This window comes from Sinomonas sp. (assembly GCF_036848755.1).
In the GTDB taxonomy this organism is placed as follows: domain Bacteria; phylum Actinomycetota; class Actinomycetes; order Actinomycetales; family Micrococcaceae; genus Sinomonas.
Window position 1 is genome coordinate 5,456 of record NZ_DAIUJO010000025.1, and the last position, 10,969, is coordinate 16,424.

The following is a 10,969-nucleotide window of genomic DNA, read 5'->3' on the forward strand; positions in this document are numbered from 1 at the left end:
GGCGCGCCCACAGCCGGCCTACCGGCCCCCAGTTGCCGCGACCGCGGCAGCGACGACGTCGAATTCCGGGAAGCCCGCCGAGCCGCTCACGATGACGGTCGTCTTGCCGACCTTGCCGACGTAGCTCTTTTCGACGCCGGGCTTGTCATAGAGCGTCCAGTCGATCCCTCCGGCGCTCCGGGTTCCAGTAATCGGCGCCTCGTTGACCTGCTGCGTGATCCACGTCGGGTTGGCCATGGCGGTCTGCTCGATCGACACGAACTGCTGCCGGGGGGTGACCCAGCCGACGTCCCAGTGGTTGACGCCGTCGGACGAGCCGGATACCCAGCGAGCATAATTCGGGGAATAGCCGGCCGGCAGAGCCGGCGCTGCGGGGGAGAAGCCCGCTACGCCTTTCGCTTCCGCGGCGACAGCAGAGACGTCGATGGCGGGCCGTTGGACCTGGGCCCCCGAGTTCGCGCTGAGGAGCATGACCGGGACGATGGCGAGCAGGGAGACGGCGAGGGCCATGATCATGCCGATGACCGAGGCGTTGGCGCGTTTGGCCGCGGCCGGGCTCAGGACGGGCTTGACGGTCGGCCTGTCGGTCTCGGGCTGGGCGCCTTCGTGCGTGCTGCTCACCCATCCATTGTCCCGCATGCCGAACGCACCCCTGTCCCACGTTCCGGCGTCATATCTCGACCCATGTGACCGCCGTCATCGCAGGGGACTCCGACCTCCCCGCAGACTATGATCAAAAGCAAATCCGACTCGAAGAAGAGGTCACCGTGTCCCCTGCGCCGATCGACAGCCAGTACTCGACCCTTTCCAGCTCTCTCACCCTCGGAGCCGACGAGCCGGACCGCAACCTTGCCCTCGAGCTCGTCCGCGTCACCGAGGCCGCCGCCATCGCCGGTGGCCATTGGGTCGGGATGGGCGACAAGAACCGTGCCGACGGCGCTGCCGTCGACGCCATGCGCTCGTTCCTCCACACGGTCCACTTCAACGGCGTGGTAGTCATCGGCGAGGGGGAGAAGGACGAGGCTCCCATGCTCTACAACGGCGAGCGAGTCGGCGACGGCACCGGCCCCGAGGTCGACGTCGCGGTCGACCCGATCGACGGCACGCGCCTCACGGCCCTCGGGATCAACAACGCCCTCGCGGTGCTCGCTGTGGCCGAGCGCGGCACGATGTTCGATCCGTCCGCCGTCTTCTACATGGAGAAGCTCGTGACCGGCCCCGAGGCCGCGGATCTCGTGGACCTCCGTCTTCCGGTCAAGCAGAACCTTCACCTCATCGCGAAGGCGAAGGGCGTCAAGGTCAACCAGATCAACGTGTGCATCCTGGACCGCGACCGCCACAAGCCTCTCGTCGAGGAGATCCGGGCGGCGGGCGCCCGGACCAAGTTCATCATGGACGGCGACGTGGCTGGAGCGATCGCGGCAGCCCGGTCGGGCACTGGCGTGGATGCGCTCATGGGCATCGGTGGCACTCCGGAGGGCATCGTCGCGGCGTGCGCCATCAAGTCGCTGGGCGGCGTCATCCAGGGGCGCCTGTGGCCCACGAGCGACGAGGAGAAGCAGAAGGCGCTCGACGCGGGCCACGACCTCGAGCGCGTGCTCACCACGAACGACCTCGTGACGAGCGACAACTGCTACTTCGCTGCGACCGGGATCACGGATGGGGACCTCCTCAAGGGCGTCCGGTACGAGAAGGACCGCGTCAAGACCCAGTCGATCGTCATGCGCTCGAAGTCGGGGACCGTCCGGTTCGTCGAGGCGGAGCACCTCGCGAGCAAGTGGGAGCCCTGGGCCCGCCAGGCCTGAACGGCCTCTGGGCACGGTTCCCCGCCTCAGGGCAGCATGCCAGGCCCCAGGGCAGCATGCCAGCCCCAGGGCAGGGCGCCCGGTGCTTCGCCGCTAGACTGGCCCGCGGCCTTAGCGTTGCCCCACCACAGGAGGATCATGACCCCCGCGCCTAGCCTGACCGTCAGTGCCTGCACCGATCGAGGCGTCTGGGACGACCTCGTGAACGAGCACGCCGGGCATCCACTGCAATTGTGGGGCTGGGGCGAAGTCAAAGCCGCGCATCATTGGGAGGTCGAGCGGCTCGCTGTGGCCGATGGCGACACGACGCTCGGCGGTGCGCAGGTGCTGTACCGCGCGCTCCCCTGGCCGCTGAAGTCGCTCGCCTACCTCTCGCGCGGCCCCGTGTGTTCGCCGGAGGACGCCGCGAAGGTGGTCGACGCCGTCGCCCGTCATGTCCGCGAGAGCCGCGGTTCGGTCGCGCTCGTCGCCGAGCCTGACTGGGACGCGGGCTCGGTGGGGGAGCAGCGCCTCGCTGCCGGGGGGTTCCGCAAGACCGAAGGCACGATCCTCATCCCGCGGACCCTCATCCTCGATCTCACCCAGAGCGAGGACGACCTCATGGCGGCCATGTCCCGCACGACGCGGTCGAATGTCCGGAAGAACCTCAAGAGCGATCTCAAGTTCCGCCGGGTCGCCGGCGAGGAGGAACTCGAGAAGATCCTGGCCATCTACCACGAGACGGCCAGCCGTGCCGGCTTTGGCATCCACTCGGACGCCTACTACCGCGACATTTGGCGCTTCCTCGGGGAGGACTCGCCGATCGTCGCGGCGTTCGACGACGGCGAGCCGGTCGCGTTCGTGTGGATCGCCAGGAGCGCGGGGACGGCGTTCGAGCTGTACGGCGGTGTGACGGCGGCGGGCCAGAAGGCGCGGGCGAACTACGGTGTCAAGTGGGCCGCCTTCACCGAGATGAAGGCCGACGGCTGCACGCGCTACGACCTCAATGGCCTCCTCAACGACGGCATCTCCGATTTCAAGAAGCAGTTCGCGCCGCACGAGAACCTGCTCGCCGGGACCTGGGAGCTGCCGCTATCGCCCCTCTACCCCGTGTATGCGAAGGGCATGCCGCTCGCGCGCCGGACGCTGCAGAAGGGCCGGTCGGCGGCGAAGGGGGCGGCCGGGCAGGCGAGGGGTGCCGTTCGCCGGGCGAGGGCCCTTGGGGCCCGGGCCAGCGGAGCCGCGGGCTGGGTCAAGCAGCTCGTCGGCCGGTAGACCCGGGGCGAACGTGGACATCGGCCCGGGCCCGCTCTTCGACGCCGTCGATCTCACTGGCGTGCTGGCGAACGCGATCCTCGGGGGAGCGGTGGCGCGGGAGCTCAAGCTCGACCCGGTGGGGTTCGTGGTCCTGGGCATCGTTTCGGGGCTGGGCGGGGGGCTTCTCCGGGACACTCTCCTGCAGGTGGGCTTCCCGGTCGCGTTCACGAACTCGGCCTACCTCGTCTTCGCCATCGCGGGCGCCGCGATCGCGTTCGCGCTGCCCCTCAAGGGCCGATTCGCCCGCCGCGGACTCCTCTTCGCGGACTCGCTCGCCCTCGGCTGCTGGGCCGCGACCGGTGCGGCGAAGGCCCTCGGAGCTGGGCTCGGCTGGCTCCCGGCGATCCTGCTCGGCGTCCTGACGGCCGTGGGCGGCGGCATGATCCGCGACATCGTGATCGGCCGCCTGCCCGTGATCTTCGGCGGCAACACCCTCTACGCGACCGGGGCGCTCGTAGGGAGCGTCGAGATGACCGCGCTCGTGAGCCTCGGGCATTCGACGTGGGGCATGGCGGTCTCGATCGTCTCGACGTCGGCCATCAGCATCCTCGCCCGGTGGCGAGGATGGGTGCTCCCCGCGCCGGACGACCTCCGACGCCCGAACCGCAGGTCGGGGCGCGAGGACCGCTAGCCGAGCTTCGTGCCGAGCCCTGTCGTGACAGCGAACGCGAGCACACCGCCGTCGCCGGCGTGTGCGAGGGCGGGAGCCTCCACCTCGGGCACGAAGGCGGCCTCGCCGCGCGAGACGACGAGATCGCCTTTGGGCGTGTCGAGCGTGAGCGAGCCGGCGACGACGAGGACGACGGCGGCGCCCGCCTGCGCGACGGGCACTGGCTCCGGCCGCGGCGCGTCGAGCCCGGCCTCCCAAGCCGGGACGTGGATGCGCTGGAGCTGGAACTCGGCGAAACCCGGGCGGTAGAGCTCTTGGCCGAGCGCGGACTCGTCTGCTCGGACGAGGGGGACGGGAAGGGACGCGAAGGCCACGGTGCCGAGGAGCTCGGCGACGTCGACGTGTTTGGGGGTGAGCCCGCCGCGCAACACGTTGTCCGAGGACGCCATGACCTCGATCCCGAGCCCGGACAGGTAGGCGTGGACATTCCCGGCACCGAGGGCGAGCGCCTCTCCGGGTTCGAGGGTGACCCGGTTGAGCAGGAGCGAGACGAGTACGCCGGGGTCCTCGGGGTACTCCCGGGCGAGAGCCGCAACGGTGAGGAGGCCGGCGTCGTCCGTTCCTGAGCCCTCGACGGCCGCAGCCGCGGCCTGGACCGCGGAGCGGACCTGCTGGCCTCCCGCGATGAGGCGCGCGAAGGCGTCCCGCAGCGCCTCGCCCTCATCTGGGCCACGAAGGAGCTCCGCGACCTGCTCCGTGACCTCTGCCGCGTCCTGCCCGGCGAGCAGGGCGGTGAGCACCTCGAAGCGGGCTGCCGCGTCCGCCGGAGCGCGGAACCCGCACAGCGCTTCGAAGCGGCTGAGCGCGAAGATCATCTCGGGCTTGTGGTTGTCGTCCTTGTAGTTGCGGTGCGGTGCCCCGCGGTCGACGCCGGCCGCCTCCTCCGCCGCGAAGCCCGCCCGGGCCTGTTCGAGAGTCGGGTGGACCTGCAGTGAGAGCGGGCGCTCCGCGGCGAGGATCTTGAGGAGGAACGGCAGCCGCGGGCCGAAGGCGGCGACGCTCTCCGCCCCCAACGCGGCCTCGGGATCGCGCGATATGAGCTCGTCGAGACCGGCGCCCTCGGCGACTTGATCCCCCGAGCGGGAGGACCCAACGCCCTCGCCCACGACTCGGGACGGCGAGTCCGGATGCGCGCCGATCCACAGTTCGGCCTCGGGCCCTCCAGAGGGCGCACGCCCTGTGAGTTCCGCGATGGCCGTGGTCGAGCCCCAAGCGTAGGGGCGGAGGGTGTTCAGCAGGAGGTGCATTGGCTGCTCTGGCTGCCTCTCAGGTAGGTCCCCTAGAGGGGAGTGCACTGACCATTCCCAGCCATGATGGCATCGAGGGTCTGGTTCTGCCCGGTCTTGAACAGATCGTCGAGCCGCGCCGCGTTGACCGGCACCCCGTCCGGTCCGACGGTGTTGTACTGGTTTGCGGGCCGGTCCGCCACGAGCGCCGCGGGGATCGCGACGGGCGGAGCGCTGGCGGTGCCTCCGGAGGCGCCGGCGGCGGCCTTCGGGCTCGGCGAGGAGTTGGCGGCGAGGACGCTCTGCACCCTCTGATGGATCTGGTCGAAGTTCGGATACGTCGGGAAGCTCGCGTCGAAGTCAGGGGGTCCGATCACTAGGCGGCTCACCGGCTGGCCTTTGCCCTTCATGGCGAGGTCGACGAAGCTGCCGAGCTGCGAGGCCGAGACGTTCGATTCGACGACCTTTGTCCCCGCGTTCGCGATCGATTCGAACTTTGAGAGCACCGTGGCCGGGTTGAGCTGCTTGATCATGGCCTGCTGGATGCACTGCTGGCGCGCGATGCGGTCGTAGTCGCTCGCAAATTCGCGGGAGCGTCCGTACCAGAGGGCATGGAAACCATCGAGGGTCTGGGGTCCGGGTGCGATCCAGCCCACGGGCTGCGCGTGATCGCCGTTGTCGTCGAGGGCGGCCCCGCTCATCGGCACCCAGCCGCCGGCGTCCACGCGAATCCCGCCGAGCGCGTCGACGAGCTGGGCGAAGCCGTCCATGTCCACGAGGACGTAGGCCTGGACCTCGATTCCGAGGGTGCCGGAGACAGCCTCCATGGTGGCCTGAGCCCCAGGGTCGCGGACTCCCGGGTACAGGTTTGCGTACTTCTCGGTGACCTCTGTGTTGATCGCGTTGATCAGGCAGTCGTTTCCGCAGTTGTAGCCCTCGGGGTACACCGAGCGCATGGGCGAGCCCTCGGCGAATTGCGCGTTCTGCAGATTGCGGGGGACCGAGATGAGGGCCGTGCGCCCGGTCGAGGCGTCGACGCTCAGCACCGACAGGCTGTCTGGCCGTCGGCCGGTTCGGTCGGCGCCGGCATCCCCGCCCATGACCAGGAAGTTGTACCTCCCGTCGACAGCGGCGATGGCCGGGCCGCCGGAGAAGATGCTGCCGACGGCGCCGCGGGCGACGTTGGCCAGATGCGCGGCGTAGGCGAGCGTGCCGCTCGTAGCAGCAAGGCACGCGACGAGGGCGACGACGATAAGCGGCCGCACGCGTCGTGCAAGCAGCGGGACTCGGAGGAGGCGGAGCGTGTCGACCCAGAGGAACGCCCATCCGGCCGCGAGCGCGAGGAGGACCCCGATGAGAACGGCGGACGAGAAGGGGTCGGTGACGAGCGTCAGAAGCAAGCCTCGGTTGATGAGTCCCACGACGAGCGCGACGAGCAGGGCCCCCCACACGCTGCAGGTGACCGCGACCGCTCGCCGGCCGAGCCCCCGCCTGCCTGCGACGAGTTGCGCCGCCCCGGGCAGCACGAGTGTGAGGGCGAGGAGCGCGATGGCTCGGCGGGTCCGGAGGCCCTCAGGGGACTGCTCGGGGTGCCTGAGCGGTTCGGTCAGCCGGCTCCGCGGGGGTGCGCCGTCTTCGGCGGTCTGCTGGCCGTGGATCACCGGGCCTCCTACCCTGACTCTCCCGCAGCGGCTTCCGCCGCAGCGCCCGCGGTGGCCTGGGGCGCGAAGACCTCCGCCACCTTGCGACGCAGCGATTCGCCCTTGCGCGCCGCCGTCGCGTTGAGTTCCTCGGCGAAGCGGGCGAGGTCCCCGGAGAGCCGCTCGGCGAGGCTGTCCGTCCCCGAAGCGAGGATGCGCACAGCGAGGAGGCCCGCGTTGCGCGCCCCGCCGATCGAGACGGTCGCGACCGGCACGCCCGCTGGCATCTGGACGATGGAGAGGAGCGAGTCCATTCCGTCGAGCGTCTTGAGCGGGACAGGGACGCCGATGACGGGGAGCGTCGTGACGGCGGCGAGCATGCCCGGGAGGTGCGCGGCGCCGCCGGCGCCCGCGATCAGGACCCGCAGCCCCCGTTCCCGTGCGGAGGCGCCGTAGGCGACCATCTCGTGCGGCATCCGGTGGGCGGAGACGACGTCGGCCTCGAACGGCACGCCGAACTCCGCGAGGGCCTCGGCCGCCGCCTCCATGACGTTCCAGTCCGAGTCGGACCCCATGACGAGGCCGACGAGCGGGTGTGCGGTTGCAGGCGTGCTCATGGGGTCTCCTTCGCGGCGCCGCTATCGTCGGCTGTCGGCAGGCCGTCCCGGACGACGGCGGCGACCCGCGCCGCGCGCGAGCGCAGGTCCTCGGGGTCAGTGCCTTCCCGGCCGACGAGATTCACGTGGCCGATCTTCCGCCCTGGGCGGACCGACTTGCCGTACGTGTGGAGCTTCGCGTCGGAATCGGCGGCGAGCGCTGCGGGGAAGGCAGAGTACAGGTCGGCGTTTTCGCCGCCCAGGATGTTCTTCATGACGGCCCATTCGCCGAGCACCCCGGTGCCGCCCAGTGGGAGGTCGAGCACGGCCCGCAGATGCTGCTCGAACTGGCTCGTGACGCAACCGTCCTGCGTCCAGTGGCCCGTGTTGTGGGGCCTCATGGCGAGCTCGTTGACCAGGAAGCCCGCGCCGCGACCGGGGGTTTCGAAGAGCTCGGCCGCCATGACTCCCGTAACGCCGAGCTCGGTCGCGATCGCAAGGGCGGCCGACTGTGCGGCCTGCGCGACAGCCGGATCGAGGCCCGGCGCCGGGGCGATGACCTCGTCGCACACACCGTTGACCTGAACCGTGTGCACCACCGGCCATGCGCGGGACGCGCCGCTCGGAGTGCGAGCAATGAGCACGGAGAGCTCGCGCGAGAAGGGAACCATTTCCTCCGCAAGAAGCGGGCTCATCGTGCCGAACCAGTCGATGGACGCGGCGGCATCGGCGGACGAACCGAGAACCCGGACGCCCTTCCCGTCGTAGCCTCCCCGGGGCGTCTTGAGGACGATCGGCCAGCCGATCTCGTCGCCGAACGCGACGAGGTCGTCGACGTGGTGGACCGCGGCCCAGCGCGGGTTGGGGAGGCTCAGGCGGTCGACGGCGGCGCGCATGCGCAGCTTGTCCTGCGCGTGGACGAGCGCGGCCGGCCCGGGTTGGACGTTGACGCCCTCAGCCATGAGCGTCAGGAGATGCTCGGTAGGCACGTGCTCATGGTCGAAGGTGAGCACGTCGACGTCGCGGGCGAACTCGCGGAGGTCGTCCAGATTCCGGTAGTCACCCACCGGTGCGGTCGCGACGGCCGGGACTGCTGAGACGTCCTCGGCTTCGGCGAGGACGCGCAGTTCGATCCCGAGGGCAGTGGCGGGAGGAGCCATCATGCGGGCCAGTTGGCCTCCGCCGACGACTCCGATCACAGGGAAACTCACCCGCCCAGCCTACCGAACTGGGACGCCCCTCCCTGTGAAGCCTGAGAGCAGGCTGAGGATAGCTCGGGATGCGCGCGTAGAATAGATGCCTGAGCGTCGCGCGGCCAGATCTTCCTAGAGCTTCTGCGGTTCATGGGGCTGGCTTTCAGGGCTGGCTTCATGGCCGGTCCCCGCCGCCGACGACGGGCCCGAGGCAAGGGGCCGCAGTGGACGGACTCGGAGGAATATGATCAACGCCATCTCGGATCGATTGAACGGTCTCGTCTCGCTCTTCTGGCGAGAAGTGGCGAAGTTCGGAGCCGTCGGCGGCCTAGCGTTCGTCGTCGACTCCGCAATCTTCATCTGGCTTCTCAACGGTCCCCTCCACAGCGGCGAGGTGTGGGCCAAGTCGATCGCGACGATTGTGGCGAGCATCTTCTCGTGGGTCGCGAACCGCTACTGGACGTTCCGTCACCGCAAGCAGGCGAACGTCGTCCGGGAGGCAGTCCTCTTCGCCGTCATGAACGGCGTGGGCCTCCTGATCGCCGCTGGCTGCGTTGCCTTCACGAAGTACGTCCTGCTCATGACCGACAAGGTCTCCATCTTCGTCGCGGGCAGCGTCGTCGGCCTCATTCTCGGCACCATCTTCCGCTTCTTCGCGTACCGTTTCTGGGTCTTCAGCGCAGAGCTCGACTCCGAGCCCGGCTACGAGGTCGACCACGAAATCTTCGAGGCGCACCACGGGACGGAGCATCTCGCAGCCGCCAGCGAATCTGCGCAGGGGAGCGCGGCCGGCGGAGGGACCGAGCAGCGCGAGGCCTAGCGCCTCCCCGCTGCGCGCCTGTCCCGCTGCCTGGGCCTGTCCCGCTGCGCGCCTGTCCCGCTGACTGGGCCTGTCCCGTTGCGCGCCTGTCCCGCTGACTGGGCCTCTCCCGCTGCGCCCGGCCCGTCTTGCTGTGGCTCGCCTACCCCGCCGTGATGCGCTCCGTCGCGCGCAGCTTCGGACTGTCCTCGACATCCGGGTGACGAAGGACCGCGGACCCGTCGGCCGCCCACACCCCCAGCAGCGTCGCGAGCACCTCGTGCAGAGGCCGACCGGCGTCGATCAGGACGCGGGCGCCGGGCTCGAACGCCTCGGCGACCCGCTCGAGCAGCCCGGACTGCGTGAGACGCTCCCCGCGGAGGTCCGCCGCGTCGTCGTCCGCTGCGGGCGGGTCGAACGGCTCGAAGGAATCCGCGAACTGGCGCACGAGTGCCGCGTAGTCGACCTCGCCCGCGGCGAGCTCCCCGCGATAGGCGAGATCGAGCGCACCGAGGGCGACGACGATCCGCACTTCCGACGCAGTGCCTTCCCGCCCGCCCGGCTCGGCCGAGAACACGAGGTCGGCCGGGCCGTCGACGAGCACCGCGCCGGCCTGCCAGCCCCCGAGCGCGATGATCGCGCTCTTCCAGTGCGGTGGAAGGTCGAGGCGGAAACGCGTGCCGCGTTCGGTGTCGAACTCCTCCACGAGGAGATTGGACGTCTTGGCCGCCCAGTTGTCGAGCACCCGCCCCGAGAGTTCGACCCGTTCGCCGTCCGGGCCGTACCAGGTGAGCCTGGGGGCGGAGGAGTTGCCTCCACGGAGGCGATGAAGGATGGTCGTGACGGTCGAATCCATGGCTCTATTCTGGCCTGACCTCGGACATCGCTCTGTGCGCGGTTCCCCGGACCCCACGTGCTCGGGCGTGGCGAAGCCCGGACCCAGCAATTTTGCTGGCTACAATTCCCGCCCCCCGCTTGACCGGACCGACTTACACACGTGTAATTAGAACCGGACAGTAACTGCGCCGGCAGATGGGGCCAAGCCGGGAACCTCCCGGAGTCTGGTGCCTTTTCAGGCAGGCAGGCGTGGACGACCACCGAGGAGGAGCACCGTGGGACAGGCGGAGCGTTTCCAGAACGAAGAAATCGAGGCCGCACAGGCCATGTACGCACACCCGCGGGGCATTCCCGCGGACTGGTACGTGGACCCGGCCGACCCCGAGGCGGGGGAGCGATATCGCGAGATGTCGGCCGCCACGCTCGAGGACGCCGCAACGGCCTTCCTCGCCGAACATGCTCTCGAAGAGAGTGTGCTCGGGGACGGCGGTCTCGGGGACAGTGCGCTCGCCGCTGACGCGGAAGAGCCCGACGAGGAGCGCGAGGCCGAGGTGGTCTCGCTGCTCGACCGGCAGTTGCTGGACCGGCAGTCGCCCGACCGGCAGTCGCTGGACCGTCTTCCGATGGCCCGGCCCGCGGAGCCCGTGTGGGTGACCCTCCTGCAGCCGGCCGCGCCGATCGAAGGCGAGCTCGCGTGGCAGGCGGACGCGCTGTGCGCTCAGACTGACCCCGAGGCGTTCTTCCCCGAGAAGGGCGGCTCGACCCGCGACGCAAAGAAGGTCTGCGGTTCGTGCACGGTGCGGGCCGAGTGCCTCGACTATGCGCTCTCCAACGACGAGCGCTTCGGCATCTGGGGCGGTCTGTCGGAACGCGAGCGCCGCCGCCTGCGCAAGCGGGCGGTCTGATC

The 10,969-nt window shown here is 70.0% G+C and carries 11 protein-coding genes; 5 read left to right on the forward strand and 6 right to left on the reverse strand.

All coding sequences use genetic code 11. The annotated features are described in order from the left end of the window. Positions 1–18 precede the first annotated feature (18 nt). A complete protein-coding gene (locus V7053_RS05855) occupies positions 19–621 on the reverse strand; it encodes a DUF4245 domain-containing protein (protein WP_334171329.1) in 603 nt (200 codons plus the stop codon). Between the two features lie 146 nt (positions 622–767). Between V7053_RS05855 and glpX the strand changes: the two genes are divergently transcribed. The 3 genes from glpX (at position 768) to V7053_RS05870 (ending at position 3,732) form a co-directional block, all read left to right on the forward strand. Beyond that, positions 768–1,805 carry a class II fructose-bisphosphatase gene (glpX, locus tag V7053_RS05860; protein WP_334171330.1) on the forward strand — a complete coding sequence of 346 codons (1,038 nt, stop codon included), beginning with the start codon at positions 768–770 and terminating at the stop codon, positions 1,803–1,805. Positions 1,806–1,943: 138 nt separating this feature from the next. Continuing rightward, positions 1,944–3,059, forward strand: coding sequence for a lipid II:glycine glycyltransferase FemX (locus V7053_RS05865; RefSeq protein ID WP_334171331.1), 1,116 nt, complete (start codon positions 1,944–1,946; stop codon positions 3,057–3,059). Positions 3,060–3,072: 13 nt separating this feature from the next. Then, complete coding sequence (locus V7053_RS05870) at positions 3,073–3,732, forward strand: trimeric intracellular cation channel family protein (protein ID WP_334171332.1); 660 nt, start codon at positions 3,073–3,075, stop codon at positions 3,730–3,732. Here V7053_RS05870 and manA read toward each other — a convergent pair. Genes manA through V7053_RS05890 form a run of 4 tightly spaced genes read right to left on the reverse strand, consistent with a single transcriptional unit; the run spans position 3,729 to position 8,444 of the window. Continuing rightward, entirely contained in the window at positions 3,729–5,018 is a 1,290-nt protein-coding gene (gene manA, locus V7053_RS05875) for a mannose-6-phosphate isomerase, class I (RefSeq protein ID WP_334171333.1), read from the reverse strand. The two genes, V7053_RS05870 and manA, sit on opposite strands and share 4 nt — an antisense overlap. 32 nt (positions 5,019–5,050) lie before the next feature. Further along, positions 5,051–6,658 carry an LCP family protein gene (locus tag V7053_RS05880; RefSeq protein ID WP_334171334.1) on the reverse strand — a complete coding sequence of 536 codons (1,608 nt, stop codon included), beginning with the start codon at positions 6,656–6,658 and terminating at the stop codon, positions 5,051–5,053. Positions 6,659–6,666: 8 nt separating this feature from the next. Beyond that, entirely contained in the window at positions 6,667–7,254 is a 588-nt protein-coding gene (gene purE / locus V7053_RS05885) for a 5-(carboxyamino)imidazole ribonucleotide mutase (RefSeq protein ID WP_334171335.1), read from the reverse strand. Beyond that, on the reverse strand, positions 7,251–8,444 hold the full coding sequence (locus V7053_RS05890; protein WP_334171336.1) for a 5-(carboxyamino)imidazole ribonucleotide synthase: 1,194 nt from the start codon (positions 8,442–8,444) through the stop codon (positions 7,251–7,253). The genes purE and V7053_RS05890 overlap by 4 nt, the downstream gene beginning before the upstream one ends. Positions 8,445–8,670: 226 nt before the next feature. On the opposite strand from V7053_RS05890, the gene V7053_RS05895 reads away from it, so the two are divergent. Next, the gene (locus V7053_RS05895; protein ID WP_334171337.1) at positions 8,671–9,246 is read left to right on the forward strand and encodes a GtrA family protein; all 576 of its coding nucleotides are present in this window, start codon (positions 8,671–8,673) and stop codon (positions 9,244–9,246) included. 142 nt (positions 9,247–9,388) lie between these two features. Here V7053_RS05895 and V7053_RS05900 read toward each other — a convergent pair whose 3' ends face one another. Then, positions 9,389–10,081: a TIGR03089 family protein gene (locus tag V7053_RS05900; protein ID WP_334171338.1), complete on the reverse strand. Its 693-nt coding sequence runs from the start codon at positions 10,079–10,081 to the stop codon at positions 9,389–9,391. 256 nt (positions 10,082–10,337) lie between these two features. Here V7053_RS05900 and V7053_RS05905 point away from each other — a divergent pair, with 256 nt between their 5' ends. Beyond that, complete coding sequence (locus tag V7053_RS05905; RefSeq protein ID WP_334171339.1) at positions 10,338–10,967, forward strand: WhiB family transcriptional regulator; 630 nt, start codon at positions 10,338–10,340, stop codon at positions 10,965–10,967. Positions 10,968–10,969: the final 2 nt, after the last annotated feature.

What these genes read in the sequence shown, in the direction of transcription:
- V7053_RS05865 (WP_334171331.1), top strand. Translation starts at nt 1,944, where the DNA reads ATGACCCCCGCGCCTAGCCTGACCGTCAGTGCCTGCACCGATCGAGGC.
- manA (WP_334171333.1), bottom strand. Translation starts at nt 5,018, where the DNA reads ATGCACCTCCTGCTGAACACCCTCCGCCCCTACGCTTGGGGCTCGACC.
- purE (WP_334171335.1), bottom strand. Translation starts at nt 7,254, where the DNA reads ATGAGCACGCCTGCAACCGCACACCCGCTCGTCGGCCTCGTCATGGGG.
- V7053_RS05895 (WP_334171337.1), top strand. Translation starts at nt 8,671, where the DNA reads ATGATCAACGCCATCTCGGATCGATTGAACGGTCTCGTCTCGCTCTTC.
- V7053_RS05900 (WP_334171338.1), bottom strand. Translation starts at nt 10,081, where the DNA reads ATGGATTCGACCGTCACGACCATCCTTCATCGCCTCCGTGGAGGCAAC.